General features: G+C 74.1%; 16 protein-coding genes and 1 pseudogene. 13 read left to right on the top strand and 4 right to left on the bottom strand.

What is annotated here, in order from left to right; translation table 11 throughout:
- A pseudogene (locus ACI795_RS08150) lies at nt 1-198 on the bottom strand (LON peptidase substrate-binding domain-containing protein); the annotation flags it as partial.
- Between the two features lie 314 nt (nt 199-512).
- On the opposite strand from ACI795_RS08150, the gene pgeF reads away from it, so the two are divergent.
- The 6 genes from pgeF (at nt 513) to ACI795_RS08120 (ending at nt 4,942) form a co-directional block, all read left to right on the top strand.
- Complete coding sequence (gene pgeF / locus ACI795_RS08145) at nt 513-1,262, top strand: peptidoglycan editing factor PgeF (protein ID WP_457074971.1); 750 nt, start codon at nt 513-515, stop codon at nt 1,260-1,262.
- A complete protein-coding gene (locus tag ACI795_RS08140) occupies nt 1,259-2,032 on the top strand; it encodes a YggS family pyridoxal phosphate-dependent enzyme (protein ID WP_457074970.1) in 774 nt (257 codons plus the stop codon). Before pgeF ends, ACI795_RS08140 begins: the two co-directional genes overlap by 4 nt.
- Nucleotides 2,033-2,106: 74 nt before the next feature.
- Nucleotides 2,107-2,916: a cell division protein SepF gene (locus ACI795_RS08135; protein ID WP_457074969.1), complete on the top strand. Its 810-nt coding sequence runs from the start codon at nt 2,107-2,109 to the stop codon at nt 2,914-2,916.
- A gap of 52 nt (nt 2,917-2,968) precedes the next feature.
- A complete protein-coding gene (locus ACI795_RS08130; protein WP_457074968.1) occupies nt 2,969-3,265 on the top strand; it encodes a YggT family protein in 297 nt (98 codons plus the stop codon).
- A gap of 100 nt (nt 3,266-3,365) precedes the next feature.
- Nucleotides 3,366-4,091, top strand: coding sequence for a DivIVA-like cell division protein Wag31 (gene wag31, locus ACI795_RS08125; protein WP_457074967.1), 726 nt, complete (start codon nt 3,366-3,368; stop codon nt 4,089-4,091).
- Nucleotides 4,092-4,228: 137 nt separating this feature from the next.
- A complete protein-coding gene (locus ACI795_RS08120; protein WP_457074966.1) occupies nt 4,229-4,942 on the top strand; it encodes a hypothetical protein in 714 nt (237 codons plus the stop codon).
- A 30-nt stretch (nt 4,943-4,972) separates the two neighbouring features.
- Here ACI795_RS08120 and ileS read toward each other — a convergent pair whose 3' ends face one another.
- The gene (gene ileS, locus ACI795_RS08115) at nt 4,973-8,134 is read right to left on the bottom strand and encodes an isoleucine--tRNA ligase (RefSeq protein ID WP_457074965.1); all 3,162 of its coding nucleotides are present in this window, start codon (nt 8,132-8,134) and stop codon (nt 4,973-4,975) included.
- A 94-nt stretch (nt 8,135-8,228) separates the two neighbouring features.
- On the opposite strand from ileS, the gene ACI795_RS08110 reads away from it, so the two are divergent.
- The gene (locus tag ACI795_RS08110; RefSeq protein ID WP_457074964.1) at nt 8,229-9,740 is read left to right on the top strand and encodes a potassium/proton antiporter; all 1,512 of its coding nucleotides are present in this window, start codon (nt 8,229-8,231) and stop codon (nt 9,738-9,740) included.
- A 10-nt stretch (nt 9,741-9,750) separates the two neighbouring features.
- Here the strand turns inward: ACI795_RS08110 and ACI795_RS08105 are convergent, their stop codons facing one another.
- Nucleotides 9,751-11,235 (bottom strand): malate:quinone oxidoreductase, encoded by a 1,485-nt coding sequence (locus ACI795_RS08105; protein WP_457074963.1) that lies wholly within the window; start codon nt 11,233-11,235, stop codon nt 9,751-9,753.
- Between the two features lie 254 nt (nt 11,236-11,489).
- On the opposite strand from ACI795_RS08105, the gene lspA reads away from it, so the two are divergent.
- The 6 genes from lspA (at nt 11,490) to ACI795_RS08075 (ending at nt 19,029) form a co-directional block, all read left to right on the top strand.
- Complete coding sequence (lspA, locus tag ACI795_RS08100) at nt 11,490-12,110, top strand: signal peptidase II (RefSeq protein WP_457074962.1); 621 nt, start codon at nt 11,490-11,492, stop codon at nt 12,108-12,110.
- Nucleotides 12,111-12,147: 37 nt separating this feature from the next.
- The gene (locus ACI795_RS08095; protein ID WP_457074961.1) at nt 12,148-13,110 is read left to right on the top strand and encodes an RluA family pseudouridine synthase; all 963 of its coding nucleotides are present in this window, start codon (nt 12,148-12,150) and stop codon (nt 13,108-13,110) included.
- A 12-nt stretch (nt 13,111-13,122) separates the two neighbouring features.
- The gene (locus tag ACI795_RS08090; RefSeq protein WP_457074960.1) at nt 13,123-13,944 is read left to right on the top strand and encodes a CPBP family intramembrane glutamic endopeptidase; all 822 of its coding nucleotides are present in this window, start codon (nt 13,123-13,125) and stop codon (nt 13,942-13,944) included.
- The gene (locus tag ACI795_RS08085) at nt 13,941-14,405 is read left to right on the top strand and encodes a GNAT family N-acetyltransferase (RefSeq protein ID WP_457074959.1); all 465 of its coding nucleotides are present in this window, start codon (nt 13,941-13,943) and stop codon (nt 14,403-14,405) included. The genes ACI795_RS08090 and ACI795_RS08085 overlap by 4 nt, the downstream gene beginning before the upstream one ends.
- Nucleotides 14,406-14,628: 223 nt before the next feature.
- Complete coding sequence (dnaE, locus tag ACI795_RS08080; protein ID WP_457074958.1) at nt 14,629-18,195, top strand: DNA polymerase III subunit alpha; 3,567 nt, start codon at nt 14,629-14,631, stop codon at nt 18,193-18,195.
- Between the two features lie 150 nt (nt 18,196-18,345).
- Nucleotides 18,346-19,029 (top strand): DUF2567 domain-containing protein, encoded by a 684-nt coding sequence (locus tag ACI795_RS08075; protein ID WP_457074957.1) that lies wholly within the window; start codon nt 18,346-18,348, stop codon nt 19,027-19,029.
- A gap of 67 nt (nt 19,030-19,096) precedes the next feature.
- Here ACI795_RS08075 and ACI795_RS08070 read toward each other — a convergent pair whose 3' ends face one another.
- Nucleotides 19,097-19,996 carry an LON peptidase substrate-binding domain-containing protein gene (locus ACI795_RS08070; protein ID WP_457074956.1) on the bottom strand — a complete coding sequence of 300 codons (900 nt, stop codon included), beginning with the start codon at nt 19,994-19,996 and terminating at the stop codon, nt 19,097-19,099.
- Nucleotides 19,997-20,110 lie beyond the last annotated feature (114 nt).

The raw sequence follows: 20,110 nt of genomic DNA, 5'->3' as shown, positions 1-20,110 counted from the left end.
GCTGGAGAACTGCGCCAGCGGCACGGGCACCGCGCCCAGGGTGCGCAGCAGTGTGAGCTCACGCCGCAGCAGCCGTGACTCCATGGTCAGTCGGCGCCGGGTCGCCGACTCCGCGAGCAGCGCCTGCCGGTCGTCGGTGGTCAGCAGGGCGGCCGAGGCGACCAGCCAGGACAGCCCCCGGGGGGGGGGGCGGCCCACCCCCCCCCCCCCCCCCCCCCCCCCCCCCCGCCCCCCCCCCCCCCCCCCCCCCCCCCCCCCCCCCCCCCCCCCCCCCCCCCCCCCCGCCCGGGCCAGCCGGGTGCTGCCCCGGCCGGTGGCGGGATCACCGTCCCGCCGCTGCCGCCGATGCAGGGCTCGACGGGTGGCAAGAACCGCCCGCTGGCCACGGACGACTTCGAGGAGGAGCTCGACATCCCCGAGTTCCTCCGCAGCCAGTAGAAGGACCCCTGTGCCCCCCACTGCTCGCGAGCTCGCAGCGGGTCCCTGCACAGGGGCCGTTCCAGCGGGTCACCTTGAGTGACGGTCCGGCCGCCCCGCCGGCGGTGCGCCCTCGACGGGTGGTCACCGACCGGCGGGGCGGCCGCTCTGCGTCGCCCTGGGACTCCTTCAACCTGGGCGGCCACGTCGGAGACGACCCGGCCGACGTGGCGGCCAACCGGCAGCGTCTGGCCGACGGCATCGGGGTGCCCGAGCGTCAGCTGGTCTGGATGACCCAGGTGCACGGCACGGGGGTCGCGATCGTCGAGGACGCCGAGGAGAACCCGGTGGCCGACGTCGACGCGCTGGTCACGGCCACGCCCGGGCTGGTGCTCTGCGTGCTGGTCGCCGACTGCGTGCCGGTGCTGCTGGCCGACCCGGTCGCCGGGGTGGTCGCCGCGGTGCACGCCGGGCGGGAAGGCGTGCGCCGGGGGGTCGTGCCCGCCGCGCTGGCGGCGATGACCCGGCTCGGCGCCCGCCCGGCCGACGTCGAGGCGCTGCTCGGGCCGGCGGTCTGCGGCTCGGACTACGAGGTGCCGGCGGCGATGCAGGCCGAGGTGGCCCGCGTCGCCCCGGCCAGCGCGGTCCGCACCCGCGCCGGCACGCCGGGGCTCGACCTGCGCGCCGGCATCGCGGGTGTGCTGCGTGACGCCGGCGTCGGTCAGGTCGTGCACGACCCGCGGTGCACGGTGGAGGACCGCCTGCTCTTCTCGCACCGCCGCGAGGGCGTCACCGGGCGGCAGGCGGGGCTGGTCTGGCTGGACCCGTCGCCGGCGCAGGGATGACCGGCACGGGCGAGCTCGCCGACGCGCTGCGCGCCGTCCGGCGGCGGGTCGACGCCGCCGCGCGGGCGGCCGGGCGTGACCCGGCCGACGTGCGGCTGCTCGCGGTGAGCAAGACGCGGCCGGCGAGGGACGTCTGCCAGCTGGCCGCCCTGGGGCAGCTGGACTTCGGCGAGAACCGGGTGCAGGAGCTGCTCGGCAAGGCCGGTGAGCTCGCCGACGACCCCGCCGTGCCGCCCCTGCGATGGCACCTGGTCGGGCAGTTGCAGCGGAACAAGGCCTCGGCGGTGGCCCGGTTGGGTGCCACCGTGCACTCGGTCGACCGGGGCTCGCTGGTCCAGGCGCTGGCCCGGGCGGCCGAACGGGCCGACCGCGTGCTCGACGTCCTGGTGCAGGTCGACCTCGGTGGTCCCGAGGGGGAGCTCGGCGCCCGCGGTGGGGCCGCCGTCCCCGAGGTGCCCGGGCTGGCCGACGCCGTCGCGGCCGAGCCGGCGCTGCACCTGCGCGGGCTGATGGCGGTGGCCCCGCGCGGCGCCGACCCCGCGCCGGCGTTCGCCCGGCTGGCCGACCTCGCCGCCCGGGTCCGCGCCGACCACCCCGGGGCATCGGAGCTATCGGCAGGCATGAGCCAGGACCTGGAGGCTGCTGTGACGGCTGGGGCCACCGTGGTGCGTGTCGGTACCGCGTTGTTCGGTGCTCGCCCCCTAGCCTCCGATCGGGGTGGTGACGAGGGTCCCGTGCGGGCACCCGAGTCACACCAGCCCCACCCGTGACACCGCAGGACCAGACGACACCACCGCACCAGCGCGCGAGTCGCCCAGCGCACGAGACCAGAGGGAGACGCCGGATGGCCGGAGCCATGAGGAGGATGGGGGTCTACCTCGGCCTCGTCGAGGACGACGACACCCGCGGCGGGTACGACCGCTATGCCGCGCGGCAGTCCGACTACGAGCGCGACGAGCGGCGCTACGACCGCTACGCCGCGCGCGACGAGTCCGGCTACGACGCCGACGGCCGGTACGCCGACGACGAGTACCCCGCCGGGGACTACGGCTTCGAACCCGAGTACGCCGACGACGTCGCCGAGGAGCCGTTCGAGCCGGCGGCCGAGCCCGAGCCGGCGGTCTCCCTGGGCCGTCGCCCGGCTGCCCGTCCGCTGAACCTCGCCGGGTCGACCGGGTCCACGAGCGCCTCCCGCTTCGCCGGCGGCCTCGCCGCCGGGGCCGGGCTCACCTCGGCCGGGCCCTCGCTGGGGTCGGCGCGCGGCGGCGGCATCTCCGCCGGTGGTCGCGGGGGCGCGGGCGCCGGACTGGCGGTGCAGGAGCAGGCGGCCGCTCCGGTGCTGGCGCCGGCTCCGGAGCCGGCGCCGAAGCCGGAGGGGTACCGGATCACCACCGTGCACCCGGCCTCCTACAACGAGGCGCGGACCATCGGCGAGCGTTTCCGCGACGGCATGCCGGTGATCATGAACCTCACCGACATGGAGCACGCCGACGCGAAGCGACTGGTGGACTTCGCCATCGGTCTGACGTTCGGGCTGCACGGTAGTATCGAGCGGGTCACGGCCAAGGTGTTCCTGCTCAGCCCGCAGGACGTCGACGTGACCGCGGAGGACAAAGCCCGGATCCGTGAGGGCGGGTTCTTCAACCAGTCCTGACCAGTCGACCGCGTGACCCCCGGCCACGCGGTGCCCCGAACGAGCGAGGACCGTGCCACTTCTCCTGCAGATCGTCTCGTCGATCCTGCTCGTCTTCCTGATCCTGCTCTTCGCCCGGTTCGTCGTGGACTGGGTGATGGTGCTGGCCCGCAGCTGGCGTCCGCAGGGTGCGGTCGCCGCCGGGCTCGAGGTCGTCTACGCCGCCACCGACCCGCCGCTGAAGGCGGTGCGGAAGGTGATCCCGCCGCTCAACCTGGGGTCCATCCGGCTGGACCTCGGGTTTATGGTGCTGCTGATCGCGGTGATCGTGTTGCGCAGCGTGGTCCAGAGCCTGGCCTACTCCGTCTGATGACCTCTTCCACCGAGCCGGCGAGGGGCGCGGGCCGCAGGCGGCCCGCCGCCGGTCCGCACCCGTTCCCGTTCCTCCCGTCCGACCTGAGGTGAGCCGTATGCCACTGACTCCCGCCGACGTGCACAACGTCGTCTTCAAGAAGCCGCCGATCGGCAAGCGTGGCTACGACGAGGACGAGGTCGACGCCTTCCTCGACGTCGTCGAGGCCGAGCTGGCCCGCCTGATCGAGGAGAACAACGACCTGCGCGCCTCCGGGGGGTCGGCCCGGGCCGAGGAGCGCGCCGAGTCGGCGCCGATGACGGTCTCCGCGCCGCCGCCCCCGCCGCAGAGCTCCCCGCAGTCGCGCGAGGACGAGGCCGTGCGGGCCTCCCGCATGCTGGCGCTGGCCACCGAGACGGCCGAGCGGCACGTCAACGAGGCCAAGGCGCAGGCCGACCAGATGGTCGGCAGCGCCAAGAGCACCAGCGACCGGATGCTCACCGAGGCGCGGACCAAGAGCGAGCAGATGGTCAGCGAGGCCAAGCAGCGCGCCGACGCCATGCTCGGCGACGCCCGCACCCGCGCGGACACGATGGAGCGCGAGGCCCGCGCCAAGGCCACCGCGCTGCAGCAGGACGCGGAGCGCAAGCACGTCGAGGCGATGGGCTCGCTGGAGGAGAAGCGCGCGAGCCTGGAGCGCAAGGTCGACGAGCTGCGCACCTTCGAGCGCGAGTACCGCACCCGGCTGCGCTCCTACCTGGAGTCGCACCTGCGCGACCTGGACAGCCGCGGCTCGGCCGAGCCGTCGTCCAACAGCCGGCAGAACCAGCACGTCAGCGCCTGAGGAAACACCACCCTCCCCCTGGTGGGTGGCCAGCGACAGAGCCCCTCCGGACCTCGGTCCGGAGGGGCTCTGTCGTCGTCGGGGCCGCGCGGTGCCGCCACCGGCACGTGCGGCCCGGCGGCGGATAGCATCCGGCTGTGGTCCTGGTCGCGGCGCTGCTGGTCCTGGTCGCCGTCGGCCTGCTCGTCGCCGGGGTCGTCCAGGGAGAGCCGGCGTTGCAGTGGGGCGCGTTCGCGGCGAGCGCGCTGGCCACCGTCCTGATCGGGATCGGCGCCCTGCGCCGCCGCTCCGCTCCTCCCGAGCGCGCCGCCGACCGGCCGGCGGACCACAGCCCGGTCCGCGAGGCGGCGCCGCCGCCGGCCGAGGCCGGCCCGTCGTCGTCGGAGGCCTGGCCACCGCCGTCCGAGGCGGGGCCGCCCCCGGTCGTCCTCCCGCCCCGGCTCGGCAGCACCTCCCTGGCCCGCCTGGCCCGGCCGGACGACGACGAACCCGTGCGCCGCGTGTCCCTGCCCCCGGTGCCGCCGAGCTCGCCGATGCTGCCCCGCGTCGGCGGGCCGACCAGCCAGGGGGACGCCCGGTACGCATCGCCCGCCGAGCAGGCACCCATGGTGGGGGAGCCGCCCGCGGAGGACGTCGAGTTCGCCGACCTGCTGCTGATCATGGACCTGACCGACGAGGTGCTCGTGGTCGACGAGCACCCGCGGTACCACGTGGCGGGCTGCCCACGGCTGGCCGGCGTGCCGACCATCCCGATCCCGATGCTGCAGGCGCGCACCGACGGGTTCACCCCGTGCGGCATCTGCACGCCGGACCGGGCGATGGCGCAGCGCGAGCGCGCCCGCCGCGGCTGATCCGGGCCCCCACCGCGCGGGGCCCGTCGCTCAGGCCCGGGCGATCCAGAACCGCGAGTCCGCCGGCCCCTCGATGCCCTCGCCGGTGCCGGCGGTCCGCGCGTGCACCGCGGTGGCCAGCACCTCCCCGGCCCACGTTCCACCGGCCTCGGTCAGCGCCTCGGCCAGGTCCTGGCCGCCGGTCCACCAGACCTCGATCCGGTCGCTGACCGCCAGGCCGCTGGACTTGCGGGCCTCCTGCACCAGCCGGACCACCTCGCGCACCAGACCGGCGCGCTCGAGCTCCGGGGTGAGGGTGAGGTCGAGGGCGACGGTCAGGCCACCGGCGGCGGCCACCGTCCATCCCTCGCGCGGGGTCTCGGTGACCACCAGGTCGCCGTCCTCCAGGGCCACCTGCGCGCCCTCGACGTCGACCGTGGCGGTGCCCGCGCGGTAGGCGGCGACCAGCTCGGCGGCGTCGGCCGCGGCGACCGCCCTCGCCACCGCCTGCACCTGCTTGCCCAGCCGGCGCCCGACGGCGCGGAAGTCGACCTTCACCGAGACGTCGACCAGCTCGCTGCCGACGGCGCCGGAGAGCTCCACGACGTCGACGACGTTGAGCTCGTCGGCCACCTCGGCGACCAGGTCCCGGGGCAGCTGGGACCAGCCGGGTGCGGAGACGAGCGCCCGGGCCAGCGGCTGGCGGGTGCGGACCTTCGACGCCGTCCGCGCCGACCGGCCCAGCTCGACCAGCCGGCGCACCAGCGCCACCTGCTCCACCAGGGCGTCGTCACGGGCGTCGGTGTCGACCGTCGGCCAGGTGGCCAGGTGCACCGAGTCCGGCGCGGCCTCCTGCCCCGAGCGCCCGAGCAGCCCGGGCAGGACCGCGCCGCGCCAGACCCGCTCGGTGACGAACGGGGTGAACGGCGCCATCAACCGGGTGAGCCCGTCGAGCACCTCGTGCAGCGTGCCCAGCGCCGCCGGGTCGCCGTCCCAGAAGCGGCGGCGGCTGCGGCGGACGTACCAGTTGGACAGGTCGTCGACGAAGCCGGCGATCAGCCGGCCCGCGGTCTGGGTGTCGAACTCCTCGAGGGCGTCGGTGACCCCGGCGGTGACCGAGGCCAGCTCGGCGAGCGCCCAGCGGTCCATCAGCGGCCGCTCCGCCCGCGGGGGAGTGGCGGTGGTCGAGGGGTTCCAGCCGTTGGTCTCGGCGTAGAGCGTGAAGAAGCTCGCGGTGTTCCAGTAGGTCAGCAGGACCTTGCGGACCACCTCGGACAGTGTCTCGTGGCCGACCCGGCGGGCCGACCACGGCGAACCGCCGGCGAGCATGAACCAGCGGACGGCGTCGGCGCCGTGCCGGTCCATCAGCGGCATCGGCTCGAGGATGTTGCCCAGGTGCTTGCTCATCTTCCGGCCGTCCTCGGCCAGGATGTGCCCCAGGCAGAGCACGTTCTCGTAGGAGCTCTGCTCGAACACCAGGGTGCCGACGGCCATCAGCGTGTAGAACCAGCCGCGGGTCTGGTCGATCGCCTCGGCGATGAACTGCGCCGGGTAGGCGGCCTCGAACTCGGCCTGGTTGCGGTGCGGGGCGCCCCACTGGGCGAACGGCATCGAGCCGGAGTCGTACCAGGCGTCGATGACCTGGCGGACGCGCCGGTAGGTGCCCTCCTCGCCGGGGACGGTGAAGGTCACCTCGTCGATGAACGGCCGGTGCGGGTCCAGGTCCGAGAGGTCGCGGCCGGTGAGCTCCGACAGCTCGGCCAGCGAGCCGACGACGACCATCCGGCTCGGGTCGGCGTCGTTGCGCCAGATGGGCAGCGGGGTGCCCCAGTAGCGGTCGCGGGACAGCGCCCAGTCGACGTTGTTGTTCAGCCAGTCGCCGTACCGGCCCCACTGGATGTTCTCCGGGTGCCAGTTGGTGCGCTCGTTCTGCGTGAGCAGCTGCTCCTTGACCTGGCTCGTGCGGATGTACCAGGAGGGCTGCGCGTAGTACATCAGCGGCGTGTGGCAGCGCCAGCAGTGCGGGTAGCTGTGCTCGTACCGCAGCTCCCGGTACAGCACGCCCCGGTCGGTCAGGTCCTGCACCAGCGTCGGGTCGGCGGCCTTGAAGAAGTGCCCGCCCACCAGCGGGACGTCGGCGGCGAAGTGGCCCGAGGCGTCGATGGGGTTCACCACCGGCAGCCCGTAGGCCCGGCACACCGTGAAGTCCTCGGCGCCGAAGGCGGGGGACTGGTGCACCAGCCCGGTGCCGTCGTCGGTGGTGACGTAGTCGGCCAGCACGACGTAGTGGGCGTCGCCCTCGGGGAACTCGACCAGCTCGAAGGGGCGCTGGTAGTGGGTCCGCTCCCAGTCCCGTCCGGTGGTGCGCGCCAGCACCTCGGCCCCCTCGCCCAGCACCGCGGTCAGCAGCGGCTCGGCGACCACGAAGGTGCCGTCGTCGGTGCGGGCCACCACGTAGGTCACGTCGGGGTGCACCGCCACCGCGGTGTTGGACGGCAACGTCCACGGCGTCGTCGTCCAGACCAGCAGGTCGGCCTTGCCGGCCCACTCGCCGTCGGTGACCGGCAGCCGGACGTAGACCGACGGGTCGACCAGCGTCTCGTAGCCCTGGGCGACCTCGTGGTCGCTCAGCCCGGTGCCGCAGCGCGGGCAGTAGGGGGCCACGCGGTGGTCCTCGACCAGCAGGCCCTTGTCGAACACCTGCTGCAGCGACCACCAGACGCTCTCGATGTAGCTGGCGTCCATCGTCCGGTAGGCGGTCGACATGTCGACCCAGTAGCCCATCCGGCTGGTCAGCTCGGCGAAGGCGTCGACGTGCCGCTCGACGGACTCCCGGCACTTCGCGTTGAACTCCGCGATGCCGAACCGCTCGATGTCCGGCTTGCCGGCGAAGCCCAGCTCCTGCTCGACGGCGATCTCCACCGGCAGGCCGTGGCAGTCCCAGCCCGCCCGGCGGGGCACGGAGTACCCCTGCATCGTCTTGAACCGGGGGAAGACGTCCTTGAACGCCCGCGCCTCGATGTGGTGGGTGCCCGGACGCCCGTTGGCGGTGGGTGGGCCCTCGTAGAAGACCCACTGCGGCTTGTCGGCCGCGCCCTCCAGCGAACGGGCGAAGACCTTGTCGGCCTCCCACTGCTCGAGGACCTCGTGCTCGAGGGCCGGCAGGTCGACCTGGGGAGGAAGGGCCCGGAAGGGCCCGGAAGGCGCACTCACGCCACCAGTGTCTCAGTTCCGGCGGTCGCTCCCGACACATGTCGTCGGGCCGGGGTGCGCGGTACGGGAGACTGCCCCCCATGGGGGCCCGCCGATGAACACGACGGTCACCGTCGCGCTGGCCATCGGCGCCCTCGTGGTGCTCGTCGCGGCCATCGCCCTGCGCCTGGCCGACCGCATCGGCCTGCCCTCGCTGCTGTTGTACCTCGCGCTGGGCGTGGCCCTGGGGGAGAGCGGCGTTGGCATCCAGTTCGAGGACATCGCGCTGACCCAGACCCTCGGCGTGGCCGCCCTCGTGGTCATCCTCGCCGAGGGCGGGTTGACCACCCGGTGGAGCGACGTCCGGCGCGCGATCGGCCCCGGGCTCACCCTCGCCACCGTCGGCGTGGCGGTCAGCGTCTCGCTGACCGCGGCGATCACGGTGTGGCTGCTCGGCTACGGCTGGGGCTTCGCGCTCCTGCTGGCCGCGGTGATCAGCTCGACCGACGCCGCGGCGGTGTTCGCCACGCTGCGCCGGCTGCCGCTGCCCCGGCGGCTGGCCGCCTCGCTGGAGTCCGAGAGCGGCCTCAACGACGCCCCGGTCATCCTGCTGGTGCTCGCGCTGTCCGAGGGGCTCACCGGCGGGCCGGTGCACGCCTGGTACCTGGTGCTGGCCGAGGTCGTCGGGCAGCTCATCGGTGGCGCCGCCATCGGCCTGGCCATCGGCTTCGGCGGGGCCTGGCTGCTCAAGCGGGTGGCGCTGCCGCTGGCCGGCTTCTACCCGCTGGCCACCCTCGCCCTCTGCGTGCTGGCCTACTCCGCGGCCACGCTGGCCCTGACGTCGGGGATCGTCGCCGTGTACCTGTGCGGTCTGGTGCTCGGCAACTCGGCGCTGCCGCACCGGGCGGCGAGCATCGGCTTCGCCGAGGGCATGGCCTCGCTGGCCCAGATCGGGCTGTTCGTGCTGCTCGGGCTGCTGGTCTCGCCGTCCCGGCTGCCCGAGGCCCTGCTGCCGGCGCTGCTGGTCGGCGGGGCGCTGCTGCTGGTGGCCCGGCCGGTGTCGGTGCTGCTGAGCCTGAGCTGGTTCCGGATGCCGCTGCGCCAGCAGGCGTTCATCTCCTGGGCCGGGCTGCGCGGCGCGGTCCCGATCGTGCTGGCGACCTTCCCCGTCGCCGCCGGGGTGCCCCGGGCGGCGGGCCTGTTCGACACCGTCTTCGTGCTGGTCGTCGTCTTCACCGTGATCCAGGGATGGGGACTGCCCACCGTGGCCCGGCTGCTGCGCATCGCCGCGCCGGTCACCCCGCGGGACGTCGACGTCGAGTCCGCCCCGCTGGAGGAGTTCGACGCCGAGCTGATGCAGCTGCGGGTCTCGGACACCTCACGGCTGCACGGCGTGTACCTGCCGGAGCTGCGGTTGCCCGAGGACGCCGCGGTCGTGCTCGTCGTCCGCGAGGGCCGGCCGTTCGTCCCGGACCGGTCGACCCGGCTGATGCACGGGGACCATGCGCTGCTGGTCTCCGCCCGCGGCTCCCGGCAGGAGGCCGAGCGGCGGTTGCGCGCGGTCAGCCGGGCCGGGCGGCTCGCCACCTGGCGGGGCGAGACCGGCCGGCCCACCGAGCGGGACTAGCGGGGTTCGTTCAGCCCTGCAGTTCCAGGGTCCTCGTCGTGTCCGCGCGCACCTGGGCCAGCAGCTCCGGCTCGTCGGAGAGCTTGTGCCCGTAGGAGGGGATCGCCTCCTGCAGCTTCGGGCGCCACCCCTCGATCCGGTCGGGGAAGCAGCGCTCCAGCAGGGTGAGCATCGCGGAGGTCGCCGTCGATGCGCCGGGGGAGGCCCCCAGGAGGCCGGCGATCGAGCCGTCCGCGCCGACGACCAGCTCGGTGCCGAACTGCAGCACGCCGCGGCCGGTCTCGTCCTGCTTGATGACCTGGACCCGCTGGCCGGCCGTGATCAGCTCCCAGTCGTCGGGGTCGGCGGTCGGTACGAACTCCTCCAGCGCACGGAAGCGCGCCTTCGCCGACTGCAGCACCTGGCCGATGAGGTACCGGGTGAGCGGGATGTTGGCCCAGCCGGCGCCCAGCATGGAGCCGAGGTTGCCCACGCGCACCGACCGCGGCAGGTCCCACAGCGACCCGGCCTTGAGGAACTTGGGCGAGAAGCCGGCGTAGGGCCCGAAGAGCAGTGCCTGCTCACCGTCGATGAGCCGCAGGTCCAGGTGGGGCACCGACATCGGCGGGGCGCCGACCTTCGCCTGCCCGTAGACCTTGGCCTGGTGCTGCGCGACCAGCTCGGGGTTGCGGGTGCGCAGGAACTGCCCGCTCACCGGGAACCCGCCGAAGCCGCGGATCTCGGGGATGCCGGCGCTCTGCAGCAGCGGCAGGGCGCCACCACCCGCGCCGACGAACAGGAAGCGGCTGCGCACGGTGCGCTTGCGCCCGGTGGTCAGGTCCTTGACCGTGGTGGCCCAGCGGCCGGCGGAGTCGCGGCGCACGCGCTGCACCCGGTGCTGCAGGTGGAGCTGCACCCCGCGGGAGACCGCGGACTCGATCAGCAGCCGGGTCAGCGCCCCGAAGTTGACGTCGGTGCCGGCCAGCGAGCGGGTCGCGGCGACGGGCTCGCCGGGGGAGCGCTGCGCCATCATCAGCGGCACCCAGGAGTCCAGCACGGCCGGGTCGTCGGAGAACTCCAGCCCGGCGAACAGCGGCTGCGGTGCCAGCGCGTCGTAGCGGTTGCGCATGTAGCGGTGGCCGTCGGCGCCGGTGACGAAGCTGATGTGCGGCACCGAGGTGATGAAGGTCTTGGGCGAGTCGGTCAGCCCGGTGCGCACCAGGTGCGACCAGAACTGCCGGGAGACCTGGAACTGCTCGTTGATGCCCACGGCCTTCGCCGGGTCGACCGTGCCGTCGGGCCGGGCCGGGGTGTAGTTCAGCTCGCACAGCGCCGAGTGCCCGGTGCCGGCGTTGTTCCAGGGGCCCGAGCTCTCGCCGGCCACCTCGCTGCCGGCCTCGAAGACCTCGACGGTCCAGTCGGGGGCGACGATGCCCAGCAGCGCGGCGAGCGTGGCGCTCATGATGCCGCCGCCGACGAGGACGACGTCGGGGTTCGCGGGACCGTCCGTGCTCAAGGTCTTCCTCCGTGCAGATCGGTGCGTCAGGAGTCCATCGTCGTCCGCCGCCGCCGGGTGGACGTCCCGCGGGGGGTGTTCCCCCCGAACTGAGGGCGAGAGATGCGTCACAATCCGGCTCGGGATGCCGTCGATGCGGACCCGGCGGTCCCCTGAGGGTGACAGACGGCACCGCCTGGCCGGAGGACCCCCGGGACGCGGCTATCGTCGTCCACGACGTGGCCACCCGGGCCGCGACCGGGAGGACGGCGACGGTGTCCGAGCAGCCCGACCGGCCGACGGCCGGCCCCATCCCGGCCGCGGACCCGTCCGCACCTGCGGCCTCTGAGGGCGCCGGGCCCCGGCGGTCCCGGGCACGCCTGCTCGCGCTGCTGGCGGCAGGGGTGTTCGTGCTGGACCTGGGCACCAAGCTGCTGGTGGTGGCGACGCTGTCCGACCGCGAGCCGTTGCGGCTGCTCGGCGGGGCGCTCTACCTGACCGAGGCCCGCAACACCGGCGCGGCGTTCTCCTTCGCCGAGGGCGCCACCGTCGTCTTCACGCTGATCGCCGTGGCGGTCGTGGTCGTGATCGTGCGCGTGGCCCGGCGGCTGTACTCGACCGCGTGGGCGGTGGCGCTCGCGCTCGTGCTCGGCGGTGCGCTGGGCAACCTGGTCGACCGGGTGTTCCGCGACCCGGGCTTCCTCCGCGGTGGCGTCGTCGACTTCATCTCCCTGTTCGACCCCTACGGCGACGTCTGGCCGATCTTCAACGTGGCCGACTCCGCGATCGTCTGCGGCGGGGTGCTCGGCGCGCTGCTGGCCTTCCGGGGCGTCGAGTTCGACGGCCGCCGGGCCGGCGAGGAGCCCGCGGAGCACGCCGACGGCACCGCCGGCTGAGCGTGCTGCGGCCGGACCGTCGGCGGCAGCGGTCACAATGGACGCCGTGACCAGCCGCCCCTCCCCGGCGCCCCGGGGCGAGATCCGCGCGCTGCCGGTGCCCGACGGGCTCGAGGGCCAGCGCGTCGACCAGGCCCTGACCCGGCTCTTCGGGGTGTCGCGTGCCGTCGCCGCGGAGCTGGCCGACGCCGGGGCGGTCGTCGTGGACGGGCGGCCGCGCGGCAAGGGCGACCGGCTCTCCGGCGGCAGCTGGCTGGAGGTGGAGCTCCCCCCGCCGCCCGGCGAGCCGGTGGCGCCCCAGCCGGTCACCGGCATGACCGTGGTGCACGACGACGACGACGTCGTGGTGATCGACAAGCCGGTCGGGGTCGCCGCGCACGGCAGCCCGGGCTGGGACGGCCCGACCGTGACCGGCGGGCTGGCAGCGGCCGGCTACCGGATCTCCACCAGCGGCGCCGCCGAGCGGCAGGGGATCGTGCACCGGCTGGACGCCGCGACGACCGGCCTGATGGTGGTGGCCAAGAGCGAGCGGGCGTACACGCTGCTCAAGGCCGCGTTCAAGGAGCGCACCGTCGACAAGGGGTACCACGCCCTGGTGCAGGGCCACCCCGACCCGTCCCAGGGCACCATCGACGCCCCCATCGACCGGCACCCCAAGCACGACTGGCGCTTCGCCGTCGTCACCGGCGGCCGCCCCTCGGTCACGCACTACGAGGTGATCGAGGCCTTCCCGGCCGCCAGCCTGGTCGACATCCACCTGGAGACCGGGCGCACCCACCAGATCCGGGTCCACTTCTCCGCGCTGCGGCACCCCTGCGTGGGTGATATGACCTACGGCGCGGACCCGACGCTCGCCGCCCGGCTGAGGATCTCCCGGCAGTGGCTGCACGCGGTGCGGCTCGGCTTCGCCCACCCGGCCGACGGCCGCTGGGTGGAGTTCACCAGCGACTACCCGGCCGACCTCGCCGGTGCCCTGGCGGTCCTGCGTGCCGAGAACTGAGCTGCCCCGCTCGTGACCACGGTGCCCGACCTCCCCGACGCCTTCGCCGACCTGGGGCCGGCGCAGCTGGCGGCGGCGTTGATCGCCGTCTACCTGGTGGTCGGGGAGCCGCTCGTCGGCTGGGTCCTGCACCGCAGGTTCGAGAGCCGGCTGCGCACCGACCCGGCCGCCCGCCGCTCGTTCTACCGGCGGCTGCTGGTGCTGGAGTGGAGCCTCGCGGTCGTCGCCGCAGTGGTCTGGCTGGCTGCGCCCGGCGTCGGCGCCGCCGGGGTGGGGCTGGTGTGGCCGCACCGCTGGCCGGGCCCGGTCTCCTGGGTCGCGGTGCTGGCACTGGCCGCGCTGGTGGTGGTCTCGGTCCGGGCGCTGCGCTCCGGTGCGCTGGTCGGGCCGCCGCCGGAGGTCGTCCGGCCGCACGTCCCCGGCAGCCCCCGGCACGCGGAGCCGACCGGGCAGGGGACGGGGCAGTCGACCATCGCCCTGCTGCCCCGCACCCGGTCGGAGCGGCGGCTGTTCGCGCTGGTCGGCGTCACCGCCGGGGTGTGCGAGGAGTGGCTGTACCGGGGGTTCTTCCTGACCGTGGTCGCCGCGGCGCTGCCCGGGCTGCCGTTCGGGCTGCTCGTGCTGGTGGCCGCGGTCGCGTTCGGCCTGGCGCACGCCTACCAGGGTGCAGGCGGGATGCTCACCACCGGCGTGCTCGGCGGCGTGCTCGCCGCGGTCTACCTGGAGACGGGGTCGCTGCTGCTGCCGGTGCTGCTGCACGCGCTGATCGACCTGCGCTTCCTGCTGGTGCCGGCCTCCGCGCTGCCGTCCGGCCCGGCGGTGGTGTCCCGGTGAGCGGGCCCACCGCGTCGCTGGCCACGCCGGCCGACCTGGCCGAGATCGGCGCGCTGCGGCACCGGGTGTTCGTGCTCGAGCAGGGGGTGCCCGCCGAGCTCGAGCGGGACGCCGCCGACGCCACCGCGGTGCACGCGCTCAGCCGCGACCAGACCGGCCGGGTCGTCGCCACCGGCCGCCTGCTGCCCGACGCCGCCGGCCCCGGCCGGGCGGTGATCGGCCGGATGGCCGCCGACGCCGGGGCGCGGGGCCGGGGGCACGGGGCGGTGGTGCTCGCCGAGCTGCACCGCGCGGCCGCCGAGCTCGGGCAGGCCGAGGTCGAGCTGCACGCCCAGGTCAGCGCCCGCCGGTTCTACGAGCGGGCCGGCTACACCGCCATCGGCGCCGAGTACCAGGAGGCGGGGATCACGCACGTGACGATGCGCCGCAGCCTGGCCCCGGACGACGGGGGACCGGTGTGACGGAGTGGTCCGGATCGCGGAGACACGTTCTGTCGGACCCTCGGCGTAGGACTGCCGAAGTGCGAGGATCAGGGAGCCGGTCCCCGCGCGGGACCTGAGCAGCAGCCGAGTTGTCGAGCACCACCGAACGGCCTTCCCCGCCGGTCACCCAGAACGACCCGCCGCCCCTGCCCACCTGCCGGTGTCCAGGCGGCTGCACGACCCGTGAGGAGCACCCCACAGCATGAGCAGCACCCCGTCGTCCGGGAACTTCGTGCACCTGCACGTGCACACCGAGTACTCGATGCTCGACGGGGCCGCGAAGCTGGGCGAGGTGACCGCCGCCGCCGCTGAGGAGGGCATGCCGGCGCTGGCGATGACCGACCACGGCAACGTGTTCGGCGCCTACGACTTCTACAAGCAGGCGAAGTCCGCCGGGGTGAAGCCGATCATCGGCATGGAGGGCTACTACACGCCCGGCTCGCGGTTCGACCGCGCCCCGTTCGACTTCGGCGACAAGCTGATCGACGAGGAGGGCGACGGCGGGTCCAACCGCGGCAAGGCCGCGTACACCCACATGACCCTGCTCGCCCGCACCACCGAGGGCATGCACAATCTCTTCCGGATCTCCTCGCTGGCCAGCCTCGAGGGCCAGTACCGCAAGCCGCGCTTCGACCGCGACCTGCTGGAGAAGTACGGGAAGGGCCTGATCGCCACCACCGGCTGCCCCTCCGGTGAGGTCAACATGTGGCTGCGGGCCGGCAAGGTCGACCGCGCCCGGCAGGCGGCAGCGGACTTCCAGGACATCTTCGGGCGGGAGAACTTCTACGCCGAGGTGATGGACCACGGCCTGTCCATCGAGAAGAAGACCAAGCCCGCCCTGCTGGAGATCGCCAAGGACCTCGGCATCCCGCTGCTGGGCACGAACGACCTGCACTACACCCGCCGGGAGGACTCCGAGGCGCACGACGCGCTGCTGTGCATCCAGACCGGTTCCCGGCTCAACGAGCCCAACCGCTTCAAGTTCAACGGCGACGGCTACTACCTGAAGTCCGCCGCCGAGATGCGCGCGCTGTTCAAGGACATGCCCGAGGCCTGCGACAACACCCTGCTGGTCGCCGAGCAGTGCGAGGTGAGCTTCACCGAGGGCGCCGACCTCATGCCCCGGTTCCCGCTGCCCGAGGGGGAGGACGAGACGTCCTGGTTCGTCAAGGAGGTCGAGCGGGGGCTGCACAAGCGGTACCCGAACGGCGTCCCCGACCACGTGCGCAAGCAGGCCGACTACGAGGTCGGGATCATCACCCAGATGGGCTTCCCGGGGTACTTCCTCGTGGTCGCCGACTTCATCAACTGGGCCAAGGACAACGGCATCCGGGTCGGCCCCGGGCGTGGCTCGGCCGCGGGCTCGCTGGCCGCCTACGTCATGGGCATCACCGACCTCGACCCGCTGCAGCACGGGCTGATCTTCGAGCGGTTCCTCAACCCCGAGCGCGTCTCCATGCCCGACGTCGACATCGACTTCGACGACCGCCGCCGCGGCGAGGTCATCCAGTACGTCTCGCAGAAGTACGGCGAGGAGCGGGTCAGCCAGATCGTCACCTACGGCACGATCAAGGCCAAGGCCGCGATCAAGGACGCCGCCCGGGTGCTCGACCGGCCGTACTCGGTGGGCGACGAGCTGACCAAGCTGATGCCCCCGGGCGTCATGGGCAAGGACATCCCCCTGTCGGGGATCTTCGACCCCGCGCACGAGCGGTACAAGGAGGCCGCGGAGTTCCGCGCCCGCTACGAGTCCGACCCGGGCGCGGCCGAGGTGGTCGACCAGGCGCGCAAGCTCGAGGGCCTGAAGCGGCAGTGGGGCGTGCACGCGGCCGGCGTGATCATCGGCCGCTACCCGCTGATCGACAGCATCCCGATCATGCGCCGGGAGTCCGACGGCGCGATCATCACGCAGTTCGACTACCCGACCTGCGAGACGCTCGGCCTGCTGAAGATGGACTTCCTGGGCCTGCGCAACCTCACCGTGATCGACGACGCGCTGCGCAACATCGAGCGCAACGGCAAGGCGCCGGTCGACCTGGACGAGATCAGCAAGGACCTGACCGACCCGAAGACCTACGAGCTGCTGTCCCGCGGCGACACCCTCGGGGTCTTCCAGTTCGACGGCGGCCCGATGCGCTCGCTGCTGCGGCTGATGCGCCCGGACAACTTCGAGGACATCTCCGCCGTCGGCGCGCTCTACCGGCCCGGCCCGATGGGTGCGAACTCGCACACGAACTACGCGCTGCGCAAGAACGGCCAGCAGGAGATCACGCCGATCCACCCCGAGCTGGCCGAGCCGCTGGCCGAGATCCTGGGTCAGACGTACGGCCTGATCGTGTACCAGGAGCAGGTCATGGCGATCGCGCAGAAGGTCGCCGGGTACTCGCTCGGCAAGGCCGACCTGCTGCGCCGCGCGATGGGCAAGAAGAAGAAGTCCGTGCTGGACGCCGAGTACGTCGGCTTCGAGGCCGGCATGAAGGCCAACGGCTTCTCCGCGGCCGCGGTCAAGACGCTGTGGGACATCCTGGTCCCGTTCGCCGACTACGCGTTCAACAAGGCCCACTCGGCGGCGTACGGGCTGGTCTCGTACTGGACCGCCTACCTCAAGGCCAACTACCCGGCCGAGTACATGGCCGGGCTGCTCACCAGCGTCGGCGACGACAAGGACCGCCGCCCGGTGTACCTGGCCGAGTGCCGCCGGATGGGCATCAAGGTGCTGCCCCCGGACGTCAACGAGTCCTCCTGGGACTTCACCGCCGTCGGCAACGACATCCGCTTCGGCCTGGCCTCGGTGCGCAACGTCGGGCACAACGTCGTCGACTCGATCGTGCGGGCCCGCGAGGAGAAGGGCGCGTTCAAGGACTTCGCCGACTTCATGCGCAAGATCGACACGGTCGCCTGCAACAAGAAGGTGATCGAGTCCCTGGCGAAGGCCGGCGGGTTCGACTCGCTGGGCCACTCCCGCCAGGGCATCGCCGCGATCCACGCGCAGGCCGTGGACTCCGCGATGAGCCTCAAGCGCAAGGAGGCCGAGGGGCAGTTCGACCTGTTCGGCAGCTTCGGCGACGGGGACGGCGACGTCGCCGACCCGCTGAGCGCCGCGCTGGACATCCCGATCCCGACCGCCGACTGGTCGAAGGCCGAGCGGCTGGTGTTCGAGCGGGACATGCTCGGCCTCTACGTCTCCGACCACCCGCTGCACGGGGTCGAGCACGTGCTCACCTCGCACGCCGACACCCCGATCGCCGAGATCGTCTCCGGTGGGGTCGAGGACGGCGCGAACGTCACCATCGCCGGCATCCTGACCGCGGTCAGCCCCCGTACCAACAAGCAGGGCGCGCCGTGGGCCATCGCCACGCTGGAGGACCTGGAGTCCGGCATCGAGGTGCTGTTCTTCCCCAAGACCTGGCAGCAGGTGTCGGACAAGGTGGTCCGCGACCAGATCGTCGTGGTGAAGGGGCGGATCAGCCGCCGCGACGACACGCCCTCGCTCTTCGGCTCCGAGGTCATGATCCCCGAGCTCACCGAGGGGCCGCGGGGGCCGGTGCTGGTCTCGATGCCCGCCGCCCGGTGCACCCCGCCGGTGGTGGAGCGGCTGCGCGAGGTGCTGGGCAGCCACCCCGGCACGACCGAGGTGCAGCTCAAGCTGCTCAACGGCGGCCGGGAGACGGTGCTGCGCCTCGACCAGGGGCTGCGCGTGCGGCCGAGCACCGCGCTGATGGGCGACATCAAGGCCCTCCTGGGGCCGACGAGCGTCGCCCTGCTGTGATGAAGGTGGAAGGACCCCCGTGCCCCCCGCCAATCGCCGGCTCGCGGCGGGTCCCTGCACGGGGGCCGGGCCTCGTGCCTCGCACGCTCGGCACCAGCCTTCGGACGGGGCCGTCGGGGCCGGCCGGGCGGCGCGGGTGAGGATGGAGGCGTGAGCGCCTCCGGTCCCGGTCCCGTGCTGCCGCCGTCGTGGGCCCCGCCGGCCGGACCGGGCACCTCGCTCGCTGCCCGCCGGGCCGGGGTCCCCGGCCTGCGCGACAGCCGGGCCGACCTGCCCGGTGCCCTCGTCGCCGCCGGCGTGCTGACGGTCGCCGGGCTGCTCGTGGGCGGCCTCTGGCTCTGGCTGGCCCCGCGGGCGGAGTTCCGGGTCACCGACACCGACGTGGTCCCGGTCGGCCAGGCCCCCTCCAACGAGCTGTTCATGGCCGACGACGGCGTCCTCGTCCTGCTGCTGGCCGGGCTCGGCCTGGTCGCCGGGGTCGCCGGCTGGCTGTGGCGGCGCCGGCGGGGGGTGGTGCTGCTGGCCGGGCTGGCCATCGGCACGCTCGCCGCCGGCGTGGTCGCCTGGCAGCTGGGGGAGTGGCTGGCCCCCGGGCCGACCGAGGAGGAGCTGGGCCGGGTCGGCGGGACGGTCACCACCGGTCTGGAGCTGGGGGCGACGGCGGCGCTGGCCGCGGGCCCGTTCCTCGCCGTGCTCGTCTACCTGGTGGCCACGGCCCTCACCGCCCGCGACGACCTGGGCCGCGACGAGCCCGCCGTCCAGCCGGTGGCCCCGCTCCCACCGGAGGGCCGGCCGCCGCTGCCCCCGGTCCCGCCACCGCGCCCGCGGAGCTGAGCTGTCACTGGCCCCGTCCCGGGGCTCGCCCCGAGCGTGCGAGCGGTGAGGAGGACCGGGCCCTTCGTCAGTTGGGGGTCATCGGGCTGGAGAACTGCGCCAGCGGCACGGGCACCGCGCCCAGGGTGCGCAGCAGTGTGAGCTCACGCCGCAGCAGCCGTGACTCCATGGTCAGCCGGCGCCGGGTCGCCGACTCCGCGAGCAGCGCCTGCCGGTCGTCGGTGGTCAGCAGGGCGGCCGAGGCGACCAGCCAGGACAGCCCCCGGGCGTCGTCGCTGACCTCGCGCAGCGCCGCCGCCGTCGAGTCGGGGTCCTCGTCGTCGGCCTCGCCGCTGAGTGCCTCCAGCACGTCCTCCGGGAGGGCGTCGACCCCGTTCTGGCGCACCGCCACGTCGGCGACGTAGCGGGCGAACAGCTCCCGGACGTTGCCGGCCAGCAGCTCCAGCGAGCCACGGGCCACGTCGGTCACCACGTCGTCGGCGGCCGGGTCGTCGGCCGGGCCGGCCGCGGCCAGGACCGCCGCGTACCCCTCGCCGGCCGCCTCGGAGTCCCCGGCGGCCTCCTCGGCGGCCTCTTCCTCCTCCAGCCACTCGACCTCGGCACGCAGGTACGGCGGCTCGCCGCTGGCCGGATCGGGGAGGAGCACGTCGAGCAGGCGGAAGCGCTCACCGCCCACGGCCACCACGCGGTAGCCGCCGTCGGGCCGTGGGGAGATCAGCCGGAGCACCGCGGTGCAGCCCACGTCGAACAGCGCCTCGGCCGGCGCGACCTGCTCGACCTCCCAGCCCTGCCGGATGGCGACCACGCCGAAGCGCCGCTCGGGCCCCTCGGGCAGCGCGCTCAGCTCGGCGACCAGCCGCCGGTACCGCGGCTCGAAGATCTGCAGCGGCAGCACCACGCCGGGGAACAGCGGGGTCCCCAGCGGGAACAGCGGGATCACCGCACGGTTCCGCACGCTCTCGCCCACACCGGGGAGCCTAGGGGCTCGGCGGCCCGGGCACCCGGTCCCGCCCACCGGCTCGTCCGGGGAGGTGGCCGACCGGCTCCGCCGGGGGCAGCGGAGCCGCCGACTACGCTCGAC

The sequence above is a fragment of the Modestobacter sp. SYSU DS0290 genome (genome assembly GCF_054050955.1).
This window is presented reverse-complemented; position numbering and strand designations above follow the sequence as displayed.